Source organism: Microbacterium enclense, from assembly GCF_004022425.1.
In the GTDB taxonomy this organism is placed as follows: domain Bacteria; phylum Actinomycetota; class Actinomycetes; order Actinomycetales; family Microbacteriaceae; genus Microbacterium; species Microbacterium enclense_A.
Genome location: NZ_RBZY01000062.1, coordinates 1 through 17,290 on the forward strand (window position 1 = coordinate 1; position 17,290 = coordinate 17,290).

A 17,290-nucleotide genomic window follows, 5' to 3' on the forward strand; every position below is an offset into this window, starting at 1 on the left:
TCTATAACGGTGAGGTAACGGAAGGGAAGAGCGTTCCGTGATCTTCTCGTGATGAAGTCGGGTCAGCTGTCCGATTGCCAGAACCTTGTCAGTAGTGACAAAAACTTTGTCAGCGATGACAGAACCGTGTCCGCGTTGCCAGAACCTTGTCACGACCGCGGCGCGTCGCGCAATCGGCTCGCGGGGCCCGGTCGTACTCTCTGCGGTGAGAGCACCACACCTATGTGGCACTTGTCAGGCTCGCCATCTTCGACCGGAGAGGTACGCGGTGGATCTGACATCCGTCCTGCCCGCCGTTCTCCCCGACGCTGCTATCCGGCGGGGGAGCCTCGAGGTCAGGCGCGAGGGCGTCCGGGCTCGTGTCGATTTCGCCGACATGGGCTTGCTGCGGCCGCAGCGGCTGAACCCCGTCCGCTCGTCCACGTCGTACAAAGACAAGCCGAACTACTCCGGCTTCTACTGGGCTGCCACGACTGGCCGGCACGTGTGGTTCGAGTCGCTCTACGAGAAGATGGCTCTAACCGCGCTGGATCGCGACCCAGCCGTGATCAGCTTCGCCTCTCAGCCATTCGAGATGATCTGGGCCTCGCCCAGAAAGTCACACTTCCCGGATGTTCTCGTGGAACGCGATGATCGCTCCCTGATGTTGGTGGACGTGCGGCCTCGGGAGCGGATCCGTTCGAAGGATGCTGAGACGTTCGGGCGCACCAGCGCGCTTTGCGATCTGCTCGACGTGGATTACCGCTTGTTCGCTGATCTGACGGCCGTGCAGGCGTTCAACTTGCGATTCCTGGCGGGGTACCGGTTCGAGCGATGGAACTGTCCGCCTGAGATCACAGACGTTCTTCGTCGCTGCGTCGGCGAGTCGCGCGCGTTGAGGCACTGGATCCCGGTGTTCGAGGGTGGACTCATCCCGGCGCGGGGTTTGCTTCTGGCCGCGATCTGGCATGGCGTGTTGGAGGTCGACTTGTCCGCGCGACTGGAGATGGATCGAGACGCACTGTGCACAGGAAGTGAGTGGTGATGAGGCTCGAGCTCGGTGACCAACTGACTTGGGACGACGTGACATTCGAACTAGTCGCGCTGGACGCGTCGCGCGCGCGCCTGCGCGCTGTCGATGAAGGTTACGTGCGTGTCGCACTCGTAGCGGACCTGCTCCGCGATCCTTCGGTTGAGTGGCCTGGAGCGGCGAAACGGCGGGGCATGGCGGTTGACGGCCTGCTCGATCAGGTGCCGCCGGAGCAGCGCCGTGCCGCCGAGTTCTGGTTACCTCACGTGCGTCGTCTTGATGCGCACTTGGCGACCGGGGGCCGCGAGTCCGCGGCAACGCGGACGCTCGTTCAAGAAATCGTGCAAGCCATTGGGGCCCAGCGCGCGAGTGGCACTGTCGACACTCGCACGGTCTGGCGAAAGCTCGACGCCTATCGGGAGCACGGAGCTGTGGGGCTCGTCTATAGAAGCTACCGTTCGCCCAAACGCCACACGCGCGACGCGCGCCTCCTGGAGATCGTCGGCGAGATCTGCTGGAAGGCGAACTGGGAGTCGACCGGCACGATCGGCAGGATCATCGACGACGTCCGATTTGCGATCGCCGACCGATACGGCGATCAGCCACCCTTCGACGTTCCGAGCGACCGGACCATGCGTCGCCTCATCGGTGAGGTGCCCCGCTCGAAGCACCTGACAACTTCGGCGAAGACGCGGATGTCTCTAGCCAATCGGCCACAACGAGAGTTTCGGCAACATGAGTCCCCGCGGTTGGGGGAGCACGTTCAGATCGATACCAACTCCTTCGATGCCGAGATCATGCTGGATGACGGGCAGGTAACTACGAGAGGAGGCATGGCTCGGCCGGAGATGACGATTCTGCTGGAGGTGAGCAGTCGCTATCCCATTGCCGCCGTGCTGCGGGCTGGGGGAACCAAGTCCGCCGATCTGGCAACGGTCCTGGCTCGCGCTCTGACGCCATACGATCGTCGCCCTGATGGAGCGCGCCAAACCCGAGAGCTCGTCTCCGCCGCGTGGGCTGAGCCGCGCGGGATCACACAGGAGGAGCTCGATCGCTACCGCAACCAGCTGCCATTCGTCTTTCCGGAGACGATCACGACCGACAACGGCAAGATCTACACTTCCAAGGCGTTCCGTGAGGCCTGCGAGCGACTTGGGATCTCCTTGATCTTCTCTGCGCCATACACTCCGACCGGCAAACCTCACATTGAGCGGCTGTTCGGAACGATCGCGGATCAGTTCGCACAGTATCTCCGCAGTTACGTCGGACGAAGTGCGGAGCACCGGGGGAAGGACGAGGCGCCGCACTCAGCTCCGACGTTGATACAGGCGCAGGAGCTGCTCGACGACTGGATCGCAGTGCATTGGATGCACCGGCCGCACGACGGGCTGCGGGACCCGCTCCGACCGAGACGAAAGCTCACGCCGATGGAAATGGCAACTCTGATGCGCGAGATCTCTCCGGAACTGCCCATCCCATTCGGTTACGACGAGTACGTCGGCCTCCTGCCTGCCGAAACCCGAAAGATGCAGGCATACGGCTTCAACATCCGCTATCGGAGATACACCTCGGCTCGACTCAGCGAGCTCGTCGGGACTGTTCCTGGGGCGTTGCAAAAGTCCTGGACCATCCGCCGAGACCCGCTGAACATCTATACCGTGTGGCTCGACCTCGGAGATGAGTTCGTACCTCTCAACTGGGCCGCGGGTGCCGCGGAGATGCCGTTCCGCGATGAGGTCGTCAGAGCACTGCGGGAAAACGACCTCCCCCGCAGTGAGTCGCCCAGTCGGGCTGGCCAGGCTCTCAAAGAGGGCTTGCGACGCGGGCGCTACGGGGATCCCGCAGCCGCTCGGAAAGCGTCGCAAACAAGAGCTGCGCTGGATGATCCGATGGCCCTCGCTCGCTACGTCGAGCCCGAGGAGCCCGCCGCCAAGAACGAGAAGGTCGGACCCTCCGACACGCGCTTTCGTCGCACGGGCGGCAACGGCTTTCTCGAGGCAGGGGCAGACCGCGCTGTGTGGGACGAAGCGGGCGGTTTCCAGAGCACAAAGGACGTGAAAGCGCGACTTGATGATTGACCTGGACCTCGGCGCTGTCCCGAAACCGAACTGGCAAACGAAGGAGGGGTGGGCGGAGTTCGTTTCGGAGCGTCTGGTGGAACCGTACCTGCTGGAGCCGGCACAGCTGGCTTCGCTGTCACGCGAAGAACGCATCACGTACTGCCAGAGTCGCCTCGATTTCATGATGAACGGCCGCATCTCGTTGACCGCGGATGTGCGGGAGATCCGCGACGAGCTGCGACTGAGAATGCGCGCCAACCTCCTGAAACGAGAAGGCAAGTTCGGCATCATCATCGACGGGGTGCCCAATGCCGGAAAGTCGACTGCCGCAACGAGGCTCGCCAAAGAGTTCGAAATACAGAGGCGCGACCGAGGCGGTCCGCGCGGCCAGGCAGGGCGGGTACCCGTGATCTACGTGTGCACGCCCTCAGACTGCACGCCAAAGTCTCTGTTCATGGAGTTCACCTTCTTCCTCGGCACTCCGGTGCGCCACCGGACGACAGCTCCCGAGCTACTGAGGCACCTCGCGGAGGTCGTGGCGCGCTGTGGCACTGAACTCGTCGTGATCGATGAGATCCACAACCTCAACCAGAACCGCCAGGGCGCCTACGACGCCACCAACTACCTGAAACAGCTATCCGAGAAGTGCCCCGCGACATTCGTGTATGCCGGCGCCAATGTTGCGGCCTCAGGGCTACTCGACGGTGGATGGGCCTCCCAAGTAGCGACCAGATTTCGCCTGATGACGCTGGAGCCGCATCGCCAGAACAATCAATCGAGCCGCGACGAGTGGTCGGCTCTCCTCGAGGATCTTGAGGCCAACGCCAAGCTGGTGAATCAGAAGCCTGGCGACATTCTCGATGACGCCGAGATGTTGTTCGACGCGAGCAACGGCCGTGTCGGGGAGGTGGCTGGCATCATTCAGCTCGCTGCCGTCGAGGCGATGCAGACAGGTTCGGAGTCGCTCGATTTCAGTCGGCTTCGCGCCAGTCTCGACGCTAAGCGACGGCGCCAGTCGCGGCGCGAGGCGCTGACAACCTGATCATGGCCTTGCCGCGCGCCCTGCCGGTGACCGTTCGGCCCCTCGCGGGTGAGACGGTCCCTGGGTTTCTGGGACGACTCGCTGAGGCGAACGCGATCGAACCCGCGCGCCTACGACTCCATGTGCAGGAATTGGGCGGCTTGTCCGCCACGCATCCCAATCTGGGAAAGGTGCCCCACATAGTCGAGGCGCTCGGGGGTCTCTCCGCCGGCTACTTCGACAGAGACGCTCGTCGCCATCCGATGATTGTGCGGTGCAGCCACACCGGTTGGCGCGCTGACCGTTGTCGCAGATGTTCCGGCCCACAGCAGCCACGTACGGCGTGCCGACGATGCGCCCACGGTGCCTGGACGACGATCCGAAGTCGCGGGGGAGCCGTGTGTCTTTCTCACCAACGTTGGCACCTCCACGGACGCGATATCGACCTCCAAAACCACTCCTCGTACGGCAAGGCTGAACGTTGGCTCTCCGGGCGCCTCTGGAACCGCGGGATCTCGCTTCATACCGGCGAGCTGCAGCTCTCCTGTCGGTTGCTGCAGACGGCCCTCCGCGATGCTCCGGACGCGGCCCCACACCGGCGAGCAGTTGAGTTCGGTGTCGACGTGCTCTCCGACGTGGATGACGCCCTCTTGTGCGCATACCCCGAGGCTGTGGCTCTCACCGGGCTGCTGGTGGACGCAGAGTTCTTGCGATTTCTTCTCGGTCCTCGCTACCGCGTCGAAAGCCAGGTGGAGATCATGCAGGCCGCCGTCGCAGGTGTCCTCAGGAGTTCGGGCGGTCGGGCCCTTCAGCTGCTGTCCGGCGAGATCGTCCGTCGGAGCAGGCGCGCCGTCATGATCGCTTATGGCGCTCGAAAGAACGCGCGGGTCAAGACGGTTCGGTGTGGACTTGAGAAGGCGCTCTTCGCCTCGGCTCGTACGAACCGAGCCTGTCTTCTGAGGCATCTCGACACAGTACGCATGCCCGCCTTGGAGGTGCAGCCCGGCTGGGGCGCGACGCGCACTCGGTCATTGAATAACGCGGTGCTGCGCCCGGACGATCTCGATGAACTCGTGGCACGTCTCATGGCGTGACCTCCGAAGAATTGGCGCCCGGGGCGTCGAGCGTCAGGCCGAAGCGCGCCGCAACGTCAGCGAGCGGTTCGCTCGTCATCCCCCCGCGCTCTCGAATGATGGCGGCCACTCCCTCGTCGCTGCCGTCAGCGATCAAGTTGTACTCGTCCTCCGACAACAGGTCGAGCTCGATATACGCGTACACCACAGCGTCGAGGCTGTCCTCGACGAATTCCCAATCGTCCGCCTCCCCCTCCGTTCGGTACTGCGGCTGGAACGGCCAGGACTTGAGCGCAGCCACAAGTCGCTCGTGGCTTAGCTCGCCTCGGTGTGCTCGTCTCACGAGATCCATCGCCGTTGGCCGGTGGCGATCGTCGCTCTTCGGGGAATCCACGTGTATCCCTTCTCACTCCGGTGGACCGGAGGCGGAGAGCTACAGATTGCCATACGGAATAGGCCAGACGAAGGAGGCGTGCGAATCAACCTGGGGTGATGCCCCGCACTCCTTCGAGCTCCGACTCATGGGAGAGCTTCTCGCTACACCTGGGGTCGCGGATTCAGCGTGAACGAGTCGCCCGAGGGCTCAGCCAGGAACGCGTCGCCTACCAGGCCGGCTTGAGTCGATACACCTATCAGAAGCTGGAAAAGGGGGAGTCGCGACCGGGAATGCCGGCGAACCCGACGGTGAAGACGCTGCTCGCGATCGCGCAGGTGTTGGACTTGACCCTCGCTGAGCTTCTCCCGCGCGACGTTCCAGACTTGACGGCACGATGATCTCCGTCCGGTGGGCCGTCGCAGCGATGCCTCATCCGTATGGCATCCTTCGCCTATGGCGAGCACCGGAACCGAGCATAAACCCTTCCTGCTCGCCGTGGACGACCCATTCTTGAGCGCACTGATCGGGACGATTGAAGAGCCGCAGGGGACCACCACTGCCGTCCGTGCCGGCCAGCTGACGATGGAATGGTGGGACAGGTTTGGGAACGGACCCTCCTGTGTGCAGCTGCTTGGCGCAGTGTTCTCCATGACGGACTGGGAGACGGTGATCGACGATCCGGATCGACCGCTTGCGCATCGTCAGGCCCAACGAGATCTGTTGCAGCAGTGGCTGATCAGTTACTGGGCACGCCTCGGAACCATCGTCTTCGTGCCGGGCCACGACCGGGTGGTCCGCCCAGGACGAATCGCCCCTGACCTTCAATGCTGACGAGTCTCGATCACAGCTTGCGTCGGCGGGGCGCGCGGGCTTGCCTAATCAATCGGCGAGGAGCAAACAGTTGAGACAGATTGAGATCCGGGGCCGTGTCATCACGATCCGGCACGTGGGCACCGTGGCAGCGCTGACGGTGCCATCCAGCGGTACGAGATCGCCATCTCCGGCGGCGGGGTCGTGACGTGCCAGTGGTCCACCCTGCGGGAAAGCGTCGACGTGAGTTCGAGCGTCACGGCAAACGCGATAGACACGGAACTGCTCCTCGACTACGAGGGAAGCCAGCGGTCCGGTCTGCTCCGCGATCAGGCCGTCCGAGCTTGGCGAGACTCAAACCGCGATCAAATTCAGGAGACCGTGGACCGTCTGCGCAGCGGCGTATTCGACGAAGACAACTCGTCGGTGAGTGGTGCGGAACGGGCCTTGCGGCACCACTTCGACCTACCTGAGTGAGCTCCGAGGGTTGCGAGTGAGAGCGTCTCAACGTGTCTGGTCGGGAGCGAGGCGCCGGACGCCGTGAGCAATTGTCCAATGACCCGTTGGACTGTTGAAGTCAATACGCCAACGACCCGTTGGCGAACTGGCGCGGCCTGACGTGCCGGTAGTACCGGCTACTTTCGCTGTTGTGGCGTGATCCGCCGCCGAGTCGAGTTCGCGATTTCAATCGACTGCAGGGCAGCCCCCGCATCCGCGACCAGCTGTTGGGCGTGCTCGTTCTTCAGCCGGTAGAACATCCGGGTGCCGTCCTGACGGGTTGCCACGATCCGCGCCAGGCGCAGTTTCGCAAGGTGCTGAGACACGGCGGCCGGGGACTTGTCGACGATGTCGGCAAGGTGGTTCACCGACAGCTCGCCCGCATCCCGCAACGCCATGATGATGCGCACGCGCGTCGCGTCCGCGAGCATCGCGAAGACCTCGACCGCCAGCTCGACGTACTCGCTATCCGGCAGACGGCCACACCGTGGGGAACCTGCATTCATACGCAGATTGTTAATCGAACGGAGCAGGAACGGAGCCGCCGTGGTAAAGAAGCGTGAAGCCGAACGGCTAGGCGCCCCGGTTCACTTGAACGCACGGATACAGTCGTCGTGATGTGTCGCGGTTGCGATTGTGGCAGCCGTCGAAAGCATCCGCAGACCGTGTTTGGGCCCGGAGTTTCGGCATGCGATCAGTGAGGTTGGCGCCGTTCGACGAGGATCGTGTTGCGCCATTGCCCATACCAGGGGTCGTTGCTCAGCGGCCGGGGAGCGTGCTCAGGGCCTGCGAGCGGGCCTCGAGAAGCTCGGCGTAAGTGCCATCGCGTTCTGCCCACCGGAGGGGCTGGGCGCGCTCGACGACGATCTCGTACGTTGTCGGCTCGGCCGTGAGGAGGTCGATGACCTCGTCGAGGAAGTCGTCGAGGGGGAGAGCGTTCGGGTTTACCTTTTCCTGCCCGGCGGTCGCGACGGCGGGTGGCACGAGCTCGGTGACGCCGACGCCGGTGCCGGTGAGCTGTGCTCGGAGCGATTCGGTGTACGAGTGCACGGCGGCCTTCGATGCGCCATAGGTGGGCATGGACGGGAAGGGCATGAATCCGATTCCGGAGGAGACGGTGAGGATGTCGCCGGCGCCGCGAGCGAGGAGGTGCGGTGTGAACGCGTCGATTACTCGGATGGTTCCGAGGAGGTTGACGGTGACAATGGTTTCGGTCTGTGTGAAGTGCTCGGGGTCGCGGAGATTCTCGAGGATCATGACGCCCGACATCGTCACGACGAGGTCGAGGTCTGGGTGGTTCGCGAGAACCTCGTCGCGGGCGCGGAGGACGGAGTCCGCGTCGGTGACGTCGATCGTGACCGTCTCGAGATCTTCGATGCCCGCGGCGGTGCGTCCGCCGACGATCACGGTGCTTCCGGCGTCCGCGAAGCGCTTCGCCATTCCATGGCCGATGCCGGAGGTGCCTCCGACGATGAGTGCGGTGCGTCCGCTGATGTCCACGTCTTCCTTCTCTCTGTCCGCTGAAGGGTGCAGGAACAGCATGGTCGCCGATCGGGAGTGGTGCGAAGGCCTCGCTGATCCGGGGAGCGACAGGGCCTCCCCTCATCGTCGGCGTAGTCAATATCGTTGTCGTCGTGGGCGGCGGCGAGACGAACCAGCTGGGTGAGTACCTTCGGGCGCGCCGAGGGTTGGTCTCGCCCGAGCAGCTGGGGATTCCGGGGGGCTCGAATCGACGTGTGACGGGCTTGCGGCGCGAGGAGGTTGCGCTCCTGGCCGGCATCAGTGCTGACTACTACCTCAGGCTCGAGCGCGGACGAGACCACAGCCCATCGGCGCAAGTCCTCAAATCGCTGGCGCGAGTACTGCAACTGGACGAGGTGGAAGCCGAATACCTCCAGAGCCTGGTTCATCCTCGTCCCGCGGCACAACGCCGTCGGCAGGTCGAACGTGTGCCCGCTCGCCTGCATCATCTTCTGGCGGCACTCGACGTGCCCGCGTTTATCGAGGGTCGGTACTTCGACGTGCTGGCTTCGAACGACCTCGCCATCGCGTTCTCTCCGCGCCTCGCCCCTGGGTACAACCGCCTGAAGTCTCTGCTGCTGGATCCGGAGGAGCGCGAGTTCCAGGACGACTGGGACCGGGCCGTCATGGAGTTCGTGGCCCTGTTTCGCCGCAACATCGGCGACGACGTGACAGACGCGCGTGCGATCGAACTCGTCGGTGAGCTCTCGCTCGCGAGCGCCCGCTTCCAAGCGCTGTGGTCGAGGCACGACGTTCGGCACCTCGCCGGCGGCACGGCGAGGATCATCCACCCCGCTCTTGGTCCTTTGTCGCTGAACCGGGAGAAGCTCCCCGTGGAGGGTCTCGTCCTCGTCGTCTACTACCCCGACATACGCAGCGAGAGCGCAGACAAGCTGCGCCTGCTCGCGTCGATGGTCGGCACACCCACTGATATGCCCCGTTGACCCGTCAGGGATCTCACACTTCTCGCGTCGCTGACCTCCGCGTCGGAAGGTGATCTCGTCGCGCCCGACGGGGCGTGGCGGTAGTGACGAAAACTTCGTCAGCGGTGACAGAACCGCGTCCGCGTCGCCAGAAGCTTGTCACGAGGGCGGGTCGTGCGTGAAAGCTGCCGGCTATGGGCGATCGGGCGCCGGCGTGTCTCAGCTGACTGGTCGCTGAGTCTTCTCTCGAGTGATGGGAGTCGGGCATTGCCGAGAACGCCAAGACTCCGCGAACGCGGCGTCATATCGGCGAAGGTTCCGTTCGCCCCTGGGCGGCCGTCTCTTCGTTCAGGATGCCGCGGCAGAGGTTGGAGACGAGTGCGGCGGCGAAGTGCTCGGTGAGGGGTTGGTCGGGGATCAGTAGTCGGTGATAGCACGCGCCCCACAGTTGGTCGACGAGGACTTCGGCATCGATGTCCTCACGGAGGTGCCCGCGATGCTTGGCTTGTTCGAATCGCTCAACGGCGAGCTTGCGGCGAGGACCCGAGTAGTTCGCGCTCCACGCGGCGGCGAGTTCTTCATTGTCCTGGGCGGCGCCGATCATCCGGGTCACGGTACGCGCGATTCCGGGACGCTGGAGGATTTCGACGAACGCTCGAAGTTGCGACGTCAGGTCGGCTTCGAGGTCGCCGGTGTCGGGGAACGCTAGCGCGTTCTCGACGCGGCCGAAGTGCGCCTCGGCGACGAGCGCCGCAGGGGAGGGCCACCACTTGTAGAGGGTCGTCTTGCTGGCGCCGGCGAGACGGCTGACCCGCTCGAACGTGGTTGCGCCCATGCCGCCTTCCTCGAATGTCTGGAGCGCGGCATCCAGGATGCTCGAACGCAGCGGCGCGGCCGGCCGTCGCCCGCGACGGCTGTTGGGCGGCGTCTCAGTGTTGCTCATCGTTTTTTCTCCTGGGGGTTGCGCGCTGCTGTGCAATGCACCATCGTAAGACTCGGAAATGAACTGATCGTCCATATAGGAGGTAGTCCCATGACCGAATCTGTCCAACGTGTTGCCATCGTCACCGGAGGATCCGGCGGAATCGGACGAGCCACCGCCGCAAGGCTCGGGGGAGCCGGCCTCGGTGTCGTGGTGCATTACAGCGGTAACGCCGACCGCGCGCAGGACGCCGTCGATGCCATCATCTCCGCGGGAGGACGCGCGATCTCCGTGCGTGCTGACATCGCCGAGGAGACCGATGTCGAGGCGCTGTTCGAGAGTGCGGAACAAGAGTTCGGCGGTATCGATGTGGTGGTGCACACCGCGGGTGTCATGCCGCTTGCGCCCGTCGCCGAGATGGAACTGGCGGAGTTCGACCGTCTGATGCGCACAAACGTCCGAGGGACGTTCGTCGTTGCGCAGCAGGCCGCGAAGCGGCTGAAGTCGGGAGGGTCGATCGTGCTGTTCTCCTCGTCCGTCACGCGGCTTCAGCAGCCGAATTATGCGGCATATGCCGCATCCAAGGGGGCAGTGGAGGCGATGACCCTCATCCTGGCCCGCGAACTACGCGGTCGGGACATCACCGTCAACACCATCGCTCCGGGCCCTACCGCGACGCCGCTGTTCCTTGACGGCAAGCCGCAGGAGGTCATCGACCAGCTTGCATCGATGTCGCCCCTGGAGCGGCTTGGCCAGCCCGACGACATCGCGGACACCGTCGCGTCGGTCATCGACGCGCACTGGGTGAACGGGCAGATCCTCTACACGAACGGAGGGATCGCATGAACAACATCGTGCTGATCAGCGGAGCGTCGAGCGGGTTCGGTGCCGCCGCGGCCGGAAAGATCGCCGCCAACGGTGACATCGTCTACGCGGGCATGCGCGACATCGCCGGCAGGAACGCTGAAGCCGCGGAAGCCGCGCGAAAGGATGCTGACGAACGCGGAGTCGACCTGCGGCCGGTCGAGTTGGATGTCTCGTCCGACGAGTCGGTCGGGGCCGCGGTGTCGGGCATCTTGGCCGCACACGAGCGGATCGACGTGCTCGTGCACAACGCGGGTCACATGGTGACGGGACCCGTCGAGGCATTCACGCCCGCGCAGGTCGCGGAGATCTACGACACCAATGTGATCTCCACCCAGCGGCTCAATCGCGCGGTGCTTCCCGGGATGCGACAGCGGGGTACGGGGTATCTGATGTGGGTCGGCAGCTCGAGCACCAAGGGCGGAACGCCCCCGTATCTCGGTCCGTACTTCGCCGCGAAGGCGGCGGAGGACGCCCTCGCCGTCAGCTTGGCGAAGGAGCTCGTGCGGTGGGGGATCGAGACGACCATTGTCGTCCCCGGCTCGTTCACCAGCGGCACGAACCACTTCGCGCACAGCGGTCATCCAGAAGACTCCGACACGGCTGCTGCCTACGAATTGCGGTATGCGGGCCTCATGGAGCAGGTCGCTGGCAAGCTCGCCGAGCTGTTCCCCGCCGATGTGGACGCGTCGATCGTGTCCGACGAGATGGCGCGATTGGTCGCACTGCGCAGCGGCGAGCGGCCGTTCCGCGTGCACCTCGATCCCGCCGATGACGGTTCGGGCGTCGTCAGCGCCGTCGCCGACCACATCCAGAACGAGTTCCTCGGTCGGCTCGACCTCGGCGACCTCGTTCAGCGGTGACGCACTCCAGCTGAGCGTAGGCCGCGGAGGTCACCCGGTGTGCAACCCCGGTCACGCGAACCTGCGCTACGCCGGGTGACTGTCGCGGTCGAAGCGCACGCGCTCGACGTCGACCGCCTGGCCGTGCTCATCGACCAGCGCGGCGCGGATCTGCTGGGCGTCGCCGCCTCGTGCCACGATGGAGGAGGGCGTCCGCGAGGGGGCATGCACCTCGCCCCACTGCTGCAGCGCCACCACGATCACCGCGAGTTCGTTGCCGGCGGTGGTCAGTACGTATTCGTGCCGTGCCCGCTGTCCGGGCTGGCGGTACTCGCGTCGTTGAAGCACGCCTGCATCTGTCAACCGCTGGAGGCGAACGGTCAGCACGTCGGTGGCGACGCCCAGACGGTCGCGGAACTCGCCGAACCGGGTCACACCGGCCAGCGCCTCCCGCAGAACGAAGAAGCTCCAGCGCTCTCCAATGACATCGACCGCGTTGGCCAGTGCGCACGGTTCGTCACCGATGTATTCCTGTCCGGGCGCGTCGTACATGCGCTCATTCTCTCATAAGTTGGCATTCCCAACTCAGATGCCGTAGTTTGACTTGGGCATTCCAACTCAGATTGAAGGAGTCATCATGGACATTCAGAACGCCACCGCTCTCGTCACCGGTGCGAATCGAGGTATCGGCAAGGCGATCGCCACCGAACTGGTCCGCCGCGGCGCGCGAAAGGTCTACGCGACGGCCCGTATTCCGGAGTCGATCGATATCGCGGGCGTGGAGGTGCTGGCCCTCGACATCACCGATTCCGGGTCCGTCGCCGCCGCTGCACGGGCGGCGACCGACGTCACCCTCCTGGTCAACAACGCCGGCGTCTCGACGTTCGCGCCGCTCGTGGCAGGAGACCTCGCAGACATTCGCCGCGAGATGGACACGAACTACTGGGGCACGCTCTCGATGGTGCGCGCCTTCGCGCCGGTGCTCGCCGCCAACGGCGGCGGTGCCTTACTCAACGTGCTGTCGGTGATGGCCTGGCTCGGCTACGAGCACTCCAACGGGTATGGCGCGTCCAAGGCCGCCGGGTGGGCGCTGACCAACGGTGTGCGCATCGAGCTCGCCGCGCAGGGCACGCAGGTGTCGGGCCTCATCCTCGCGAGCACCGACACCGACATGATGGCGTCGATCGACGTGGAGAAGAACAGGCCGGAGGATGTCGCGGCCACCGCCATCGACGGCGTCGCCGCCGGCGCGCTGGAGATCATCGCCGACGACCAAAGCGCCGCGGTCAAGGCGAGCCTGTCGGGCGACCCGGCCGAGTTCTACTCGGGCTTCGCCCAGGCGCGATGACCTCCCGGTCGAAGGCCGCGTGGGCAGACACCCGCAGGCCCAGCCACGCCGGGAGACTTGCATTTCAGGCCGTCGACAAGAGGGCGCGCCTCCTTCAACCACTGACAAGCTTCGTGACAAGACGGCGGCCTCAGCTTCGACCTGCATCGACAGAGATCGCAAGGCCTGTCCGCGCCCCGCTGGCAAAGTGCGCGGCGTCTGACAGCGCTTCGGCCGCGCCGGGCACGACGCGATGGCGATCGTCGCCGTCACCGACGTAGGCATGCTGTTCCTCCGGAACCCCCACGGCATCAGCCACAACCCCGACGAGTTGGTATCGGCCGGCGACATGGAACGGGGCATCCAGGCGCTCGCCGAAACGGTGCCGCACCTCGCGGCCGAGCCGCGCTGAGCCGCTCCGTCCCCACCGCCGGGGCTCAGCCCGCCGCGGGCAGCGCCGTCTGGGTGAGGAAGACCCAGGCGCCGTAGACCCCCCAGGTGAGCCCGAGAATCGTGCTCGCCGCGTAGAAGTAGTACCCGAGGTCGAGGCCGCAGATGAGGAGGACTCCGCTCGCGGCGATGCCGGCGACGAAGGAGGTGAGTGCGACGGCGAGCGCGGGACGGGTGCGGGCGGTCTGCCCGCTGCGTGCCGCGGCGTCCAGCCGGAGCAGCAGCGCCGCATTCACCGCCGAGAGGACGATCAACTCGGCCCCCAGTGCGCGGGGCCACTGCGGAACGGTGACGAGCGCGGCCGCGGTTACGACGGTCAGGAAGAGCGTGAGCGCTTGTCCGGCGCGGTTGCGGTATTCCGGTGACAGCGCGATGGTGTCGAAGCGGAACGCGACGACGATGAACGTGAGGCCGGTCAATCCGGCCGCGGCGCCACCGGTTGCAGCGGCGAATGCGGACCACATGAGTGTCTCCTGTCGGTTCGATGGTCGGATGAGGGGCGGCCGGGGCTCCCGACCGCCCCTGCCGAAGCCGGGTCAGCGGGTCTCGACGTGCGCGATCGGGTCGGCGGCGCTCTCGAGCGCCTGCAGGGCGGCCGGCCACGCGTCGTCGCCCGCGAACAACTGCGAGCGGAGGTATGCCCAGACCAGCGCCCGGAGCGCGTAGACGCGCTCGGGGTTGTCGTCGGAGGTCTCGACGGCGTCGTATCCGGAGATGCCGCCGAAGATGTGCTCGGCTCCGTGGAACATCAGCAGCGTCTTGTTGCCGGCGGGGCTCCGCGTGAACGCGTCCCAGCGGTAGCTGAGCCGGTCGGAGAAGTGCAGGTTGAGGTCCTTATCGCCGGCGATGACCAGCCCCGTTCCCGACATGGCCGAGAAGTCGATGTACTTCATCATCGGGTAGTTCTCCGCGGCCCACTCCGAGAGGTGCTCGTCGCCGACGCCAGGAGCGCCGATCATGACGCCGGCCTTGACGCGGGGGTCGGACAGGTCCTTCTCGCGGTCGTCGTCGGGGTCGGGAACCTGCATGCCGAGCAGCAGCGAGACGGTGCCGCCGCCGAGCGAGTGACCCGCGGCGGCGATCTTGTCGCGATCGATGCGGCCCGAGAGGCCCGGCACCGCCGCTTCGATCTCGTCGAGGCGGTCGAGGATGACGTGCATGTCGATCGCCCGGTCGCGCCAGAAGATCGACGCGTCAGGCAGGTCGGTGTCGCGGAGACCGAGCGCCATTGAGTCGAGGTGCGTGGGCTGGATCACGACGAAGCCGTGCGCCGCCCAGAAGTCGGCGAGCGGTCCGTAGCCGTTGAGCGAGGCGAGGAAGTTCGTCATGCCGTGGCCGTGGGAGAGCAGGATCACGGGCAGGCCGGTTCCGGTGGCCGGGACCGACACCTTGATCTCGAGGGGAACCGGTCGTCCGGGCACGTCGAGGACGACGGGGCTGTAGGCGGAGAACGCGGTGGGCTCGCTGACCGGAATGCCTCCGGCGGCGGCGTAGGAAGTGCTCATCGGGTGTCCTTTCGTTCGGTGTACCCGGGCCGACTGCTGTCCGTCCGAGTCGCCGCTGTGTCGCGGTGACTGCAACATTGCCACGCACGGCAAAAATACACAATAATGCAAATTTGCTCCGCCGATGTGTACGCTGTGCCGGATGGAGGAGAAGGAGGAACCCACGATGACCCTCGCCGACGCCGAGCCCCTGGGCCACCGGGAGCGTTCGAAGCTCAAGCGCCGCCGGCACATCCTGCTGAGCGCTCTCCGGCTGTTCGCCGAGCAGGGGTACAGCCGCACCACGATCGGAGACATCGCCGAGGCGTCGGAGGTGGCTCCCCGCACGGTTTCGGGCTACTTCCCGTCGAAGCTCGACTTCGTCACCGAGTGGCCGAGCAGCAGGTCGCGCCGTCTCATCGAGCTGTACCAGCAGCATCCCGGCATCGCCTTCGTCGCGTTCATCGACCTGTACTGGCACGACGCGCGCGAGAACCTCGACCGAGAGGAGGCAGCGCTCACCCGAGCCATGGCGCTGGCGAACCCCGGCATCGCCGCGATGGCCGAAGTGGCCGTGGCGCATCGGCGGGCACCGGATGCTCCGCACCTGCCGCAGCGCGCCGACGCGGGCGGCGACCTCCTGCAGCAGGCGGGAGGAGCCGCGGTGCGGGCGGTCGACCAGGTGTTCTTCGCGGGGATCGCCGACGGACGCATGACCGACGAGGCACAGGCCGCTCTCCTCGGCCTCGTTGCGTCGATCGCTGCAGAGACCGGAACGGGCCACGGCGCGCTGCAGCCCGCGCTCTCTTCTCCCGCCGCTTCGTAGCGAGTGCGAAACACGCGGCGGCGACGTGAGCCGGTGGCCTCCCTGCTCGTGACGAACGCCCGCCCGATCACCCGTCGTCGAAGTGCATAACGAACGTGCGCAGCTCGCGGGAACCGAGACGTTGGCGGGATCGACGTTGACCATGAGTCGTGCCGTCGAGGTGGCCATCACGGCCGGTGTCTCCGCGGAGGTCGCACTGGGAGCCGCGACAGTTGTGCCTTCACCTGTGCTCGCGGACAACTGATTCGTCGTGAGACCGTAACGTTCTCGAAAGTCGACTACTGACAAATTTTGTTGGCGCTACGAGCACTTGAGAACGGTTCGGGCTCTAACATCCTCAGCTTATCTGAGGCCGTGCCCGGGTCTGGGCGCGCAGCCGTGCAACGCACAGATTGTTGGCATCGAATACTGTTCGATAGCCAAGACTTTGTCAGTACTGCCTAGGCCGTGTTGCTAAACCCCTTCAGGGGCAGCGTGGGTGAGTCTTGAACACGTGTCGCGTGATGTGATCTCGGATGAGGCGTGGGCTGTGATCGGCTCGTTGTTCCCGATCGCGAAGTCCACGGGGCGGCCGCCGGTGGATCGGCGCACGGTCGTCGAGGCGACGGCGTGGCGGTTCCGGACGGGCGCGCCGTGGCGGGACGTGCCGGAGCGGTTCGGGAACTGGAACACGATCTACAAGAACTTCAACCGGTGGTCCGAGCAAGGCGTGTGGGCGCGGGTGCTGGAAAAGACACAGTCCCTCGCGCAGCAGTCCGGAGACCTGGACTGGGTCGTGTCGATCGACTCCACGATCGTGCGCGTGCACCAGCACGGCGCGACCCTTCCCCGCACCACAGGGGGCGTTGTCGAACTACAAGAAGTTCGGTGAGGAACCACCCGATCATGCGATCGGCCGCTCCCGCGGCGGGCTGACGACGAAGAACCACCTGGTCTGCGACGGGAAGGGCAGAGCCCTCGCGTTCATCCTCACGCCCGGGCAAGCAGCGGACACCAGCATGCTGACCACGACGCTGAGCGAGATCCGCGTGCCGGGCGCTCGAGGCAGGCCACGATCGAGGCCGTACCGGGTGCTCGCGGACAAGGGCTACCCGTCGAAGGCGAACCGAGCGTGGCTGCGCGAGCGCGGGATCGCCGCGACGATCCCCGAGCGCGACGATCAGATCGCGCACCGTCGCAAGCGGCGTGGCCGACCGATCGACTTCGGTGACGAGCAGCGGGTCCGCTATCGGGGCCGTAATGTCGTCGAGCGGTGCTTCAACAAGCTCAAGCAGTGGCGCGGGA

The 17,290-nt window shown here is 65.5% G+C and carries 22 protein-coding genes; 15 read left to right on the top strand and 7 right to left on the bottom strand.

From position 1 onward, the window contains the following. Nucleotides 1–268 precede the first annotated feature (268 nt). The 4 genes from D8Y23_RS13980 (at nucleotide 269) to D8Y23_RS13995 (ending at nucleotide 5,184) form a co-directional block, all read left to right on the top strand. On the top strand, nucleotides 269–1,024 hold the full coding sequence (locus D8Y23_RS13980) for a TnsA-like heteromeric transposase endonuclease subunit (protein ID WP_164878250.1): 756 nt from the start codon (nucleotides 269–271) through the stop codon (nucleotides 1,022–1,024). Next, nucleotides 1,024–3,087 carry a Mu transposase C-terminal domain-containing protein gene (locus D8Y23_RS13985; protein WP_128218709.1) on the top strand — a complete coding sequence of 688 codons (2,064 nt, stop codon included), beginning with the start codon at nucleotides 1,024–1,026 and terminating at the stop codon, nucleotides 3,085–3,087. The genes D8Y23_RS13980 and D8Y23_RS13985 overlap by 1 nt, the downstream gene beginning before the upstream one ends. After that, a complete protein-coding gene (locus D8Y23_RS13990; RefSeq protein WP_128218710.1) occupies nucleotides 3,080–4,111 on the top strand; it encodes a TniB family NTP-binding protein in 1,032 nt (343 codons plus the stop codon). The genes D8Y23_RS13985 and D8Y23_RS13990 overlap by 8 nt, the downstream gene beginning before the upstream one ends. A 602-nt stretch (nucleotides 4,112–4,713) precedes the next feature. Continuing rightward, entirely contained in the window at nucleotides 4,714–5,184 is a 471-nt protein-coding gene (locus D8Y23_RS13995) for a hypothetical protein (protein WP_128218711.1), read from the top strand. Here D8Y23_RS13995 and D8Y23_RS14000 read toward each other — a convergent pair. Further along, on the bottom strand, nucleotides 5,174–5,464 hold the full coding sequence (locus D8Y23_RS14000; protein ID WP_128218712.1) for a hypothetical protein: 291 nt from the start codon (nucleotides 5,462–5,464) through the stop codon (nucleotides 5,174–5,176). The genes D8Y23_RS13995 and D8Y23_RS14000 overlap by 11 nt on opposite strands. A 191-nt stretch (nucleotides 5,465–5,655) precedes the next feature. Here D8Y23_RS14000 and D8Y23_RS14005 point away from each other — a divergent pair, with 191 nt between their 5' ends. The 3 genes from D8Y23_RS14005 (at nucleotide 5,656) to D8Y23_RS16995 (ending at nucleotide 6,826) form a co-directional block, all read left to right on the top strand. Continuing rightward, entirely contained in the window at nucleotides 5,656–5,937 is a 282-nt protein-coding gene (locus D8Y23_RS14005; RefSeq protein ID WP_128218713.1) for a helix-turn-helix domain-containing protein, read from the top strand. Nucleotides 5,938–5,992: 55 nt separating this feature from the next. After that, nucleotides 5,993–6,370, top strand: coding sequence for a hypothetical protein (locus D8Y23_RS14010; protein ID WP_128218714.1), 378 nt, complete (start codon nucleotides 5,993–5,995; stop codon nucleotides 6,368–6,370). 222 nt (nucleotides 6,371–6,592) lie between these two features. Continuing rightward, complete coding sequence (locus tag D8Y23_RS16995) at nucleotides 6,593–6,826, top strand: hypothetical protein (protein ID WP_128218715.1); 234 nt, start codon at nucleotides 6,593–6,595, stop codon at nucleotides 6,824–6,826. 158 nt (nucleotides 6,827–6,984) lie between these two features. On the opposite strand, the gene D8Y23_RS14020 is transcribed toward D8Y23_RS16995, so the two are convergent. Both D8Y23_RS14020 and D8Y23_RS14025 read right to left on the bottom strand, forming a co-directional pair. Then, complete coding sequence (locus D8Y23_RS14020; RefSeq protein ID WP_128218716.1) at nucleotides 6,985–7,353, bottom strand: ArsR/SmtB family transcription factor; 369 nt, start codon at nucleotides 7,351–7,353, stop codon at nucleotides 6,985–6,987. Between the two features lie 253 nt (nucleotides 7,354–7,606). After that, nucleotides 7,607–8,347 (bottom strand): SDR family oxidoreductase, encoded by a 741-nt coding sequence (locus D8Y23_RS14025; protein ID WP_128218717.1) that lies wholly within the window; start codon nucleotides 8,345–8,347, stop codon nucleotides 7,607–7,609. Between the two features lie 134 nt (nucleotides 8,348–8,481). On the opposite strand from D8Y23_RS14025, the gene D8Y23_RS14030 reads away from it, so the two are divergent. Next, nucleotides 8,482–9,312, top strand: a complete 831-nt coding sequence (locus D8Y23_RS14030; RefSeq protein WP_128218718.1) for a helix-turn-helix transcriptional regulator — start codon at nucleotides 8,482–8,484, stop codon at nucleotides 9,310–9,312. Nucleotides 9,313–9,592: 280 nt separating this feature from the next. Here the strand turns inward: D8Y23_RS14030 and D8Y23_RS14035 are convergent, their stop codons facing one another. Next, nucleotides 9,593–10,309: a TetR/AcrR family transcriptional regulator gene (locus D8Y23_RS14035; RefSeq protein WP_240663909.1), complete on the bottom strand. Its 717-nt coding sequence runs from the start codon at nucleotides 10,307–10,309 to the stop codon at nucleotides 9,593–9,595. Nucleotides 10,310–10,324: 15 nt separating this feature from the next. On the opposite strand from D8Y23_RS14035, the gene D8Y23_RS14040 reads away from it, so the two are divergent. Together D8Y23_RS14040 and D8Y23_RS14045 are read left to right on the top strand one after the other, a co-directional pair. After that, complete coding sequence (locus tag D8Y23_RS14040; RefSeq protein ID WP_128218719.1) at nucleotides 10,325–11,059, top strand: SDR family oxidoreductase; 735 nt, start codon at nucleotides 10,325–10,327, stop codon at nucleotides 11,057–11,059. After that, nucleotides 11,056–11,940, top strand: coding sequence for an SDR family NAD(P)-dependent oxidoreductase (locus tag D8Y23_RS14045; protein WP_128218720.1), 885 nt, complete (start codon nucleotides 11,056–11,058; stop codon nucleotides 11,938–11,940). Before D8Y23_RS14040 ends, D8Y23_RS14045 begins: the two co-directional genes overlap by 4 nt. A 66-nt stretch (nucleotides 11,941–12,006) precedes the next feature. On the opposite strand, the gene D8Y23_RS14050 is transcribed toward D8Y23_RS14045, so the two are convergent. Beyond that, the gene (locus D8Y23_RS14050) at nucleotides 12,007–12,471 is read right to left on the bottom strand and encodes a winged helix-turn-helix transcriptional regulator (RefSeq protein WP_128218721.1); all 465 of its coding nucleotides are present in this window, start codon (nucleotides 12,469–12,471) and stop codon (nucleotides 12,007–12,009) included. 85 nt (nucleotides 12,472–12,556) lie between these two features. On the opposite strand from D8Y23_RS14050, the gene D8Y23_RS14055 reads away from it, so the two are divergent. Both D8Y23_RS14055 and D8Y23_RS14060 read left to right on the top strand, forming a co-directional pair. Next, nucleotides 12,557–13,267: an SDR family oxidoreductase gene (locus tag D8Y23_RS14055; RefSeq protein WP_128218722.1), complete on the top strand. Its 711-nt coding sequence runs from the start codon at nucleotides 12,557–12,559 to the stop codon at nucleotides 13,265–13,267. 232 nt (nucleotides 13,268–13,499) lie between these two features. Beyond that, the gene (locus tag D8Y23_RS14060) at nucleotides 13,500–13,658 is read left to right on the top strand and encodes a hypothetical protein (RefSeq protein WP_128218723.1); all 159 of its coding nucleotides are present in this window, start codon (nucleotides 13,500–13,502) and stop codon (nucleotides 13,656–13,658) included. A gap of 25 nt (nucleotides 13,659–13,683) precedes the next feature. Here the strand turns inward: D8Y23_RS14060 and D8Y23_RS14065 are convergent, their stop codons facing one another. Continuing rightward, on the bottom strand, nucleotides 13,684–14,160 hold the full coding sequence (locus D8Y23_RS14065) for a hypothetical protein (protein WP_128218724.1): 477 nt from the start codon (nucleotides 14,158–14,160) through the stop codon (nucleotides 13,684–13,686). 72 nt (nucleotides 14,161–14,232) lie between these two features. Then, entirely contained in the window at nucleotides 14,233–15,201 is a 969-nt protein-coding gene (locus D8Y23_RS14070; protein ID WP_128218725.1) for an alpha/beta hydrolase family protein, read from the bottom strand. Nucleotides 15,202–15,343: 142 nt separating this feature from the next. Between D8Y23_RS14070 and D8Y23_RS14075 the strand changes: the two genes are divergently transcribed. From D8Y23_RS14075 to D8Y23_RS17250, 3 genes are all read left to right on the top strand, one after another. Continuing rightward, nucleotides 15,344–16,006, top strand: a complete 663-nt coding sequence (locus D8Y23_RS14075) for a TetR/AcrR family transcriptional regulator (protein WP_205797196.1) — start codon at nucleotides 15,344–15,346, stop codon at nucleotides 16,004–16,006. Between the two features lie 493 nt (nucleotides 16,007–16,499). Then, entirely contained in the window at nucleotides 16,500–16,877 is a 378-nt protein-coding gene (locus tag D8Y23_RS17245; RefSeq protein ID WP_164878251.1) for an IS5 family transposase, read from the top strand. Beyond that, the coding region (locus D8Y23_RS17250) for an IS5 family transposase (protein ID WP_128218727.1) at nucleotides 16,852–17,290 on the top strand (439 nt) is incomplete at its 3' end. The genes D8Y23_RS17245 and D8Y23_RS17250, both read left to right, overlap by 26 nt.

Excerpts from the sequence above, each read along its gene's own strand:
- D8Y23_RS13985 (WP_128218709.1), top strand. The coding sequence starts at position 1,024 with ATGAGGCTCGAGCTCGGTGACCAACTGACTTGGGACGACGTGACATTC.
- D8Y23_RS13990 (WP_128218710.1), top strand. The coding sequence starts at position 3,080 with ATGATTGACCTGGACCTCGGCGCTGTCCCGAAACCGAACTGGCAAACG.
- D8Y23_RS14005 (WP_128218713.1), top strand. The coding sequence starts at position 5,656 with ATGCCCCGCACTCCTTCGAGCTCCGACTCATGGGAGAGCTTCTCGCTA.
- D8Y23_RS14010 (WP_128218714.1), top strand. The coding sequence starts at position 5,993 with ATGGCGAGCACCGGAACCGAGCATAAACCCTTCCTGCTCGCCGTGGAC.
- D8Y23_RS14020 (WP_128218716.1), bottom strand. The coding sequence starts at position 7,353 with ATGAATGCAGGTTCCCCACGGTGTGGCCGTCTGCCGGATAGCGAGTAC.
- D8Y23_RS14035 (WP_240663909.1), bottom strand. The coding sequence starts at position 10,309 with ATGGACGATCAGTTCATTTCCGAGTCTTACGATGGTGCATTGCACAGC.
- D8Y23_RS14040 (WP_128218719.1), top strand. The coding sequence starts at position 10,325 with ATGACCGAATCTGTCCAACGTGTTGCCATCGTCACCGGAGGATCCGGC.
- D8Y23_RS14045 (WP_128218720.1), top strand. The coding sequence starts at position 11,056 with ATGAACAACATCGTGCTGATCAGCGGAGCGTCGAGCGGGTTCGGTGCC.
- D8Y23_RS14050 (WP_128218721.1), bottom strand. The coding sequence starts at position 12,471 with ATGTACGACGCGCCCGGACAGGAATACATCGGTGACGAACCGTGCGCA.
- D8Y23_RS14055 (WP_128218722.1), top strand. The coding sequence starts at position 12,557 with ATGGACATTCAGAACGCCACCGCTCTCGTCACCGGTGCGAATCGAGGT.
- D8Y23_RS14060 (WP_128218723.1), top strand. The coding sequence starts at position 13,500 with ATGGCGATCGTCGCCGTCACCGACGTAGGCATGCTGTTCCTCCGGAAC.
- D8Y23_RS14065 (WP_128218724.1), bottom strand. The coding sequence starts at position 14,160 with ATGTGGTCCGCATTCGCCGCTGCAACCGGTGGCGCCGCGGCCGGATTG.
- D8Y23_RS14070 (WP_128218725.1), bottom strand. The coding sequence starts at position 15,201 with ATGAGCACTTCCTACGCCGCCGCCGGAGGCATTCCGGTCAGCGAGCCC.
- D8Y23_RS14075 (WP_205797196.1), top strand. The coding sequence starts at position 15,344 with ATGGAGGAGAAGGAGGAACCCACGATGACCCTCGCCGACGCCGAGCCC.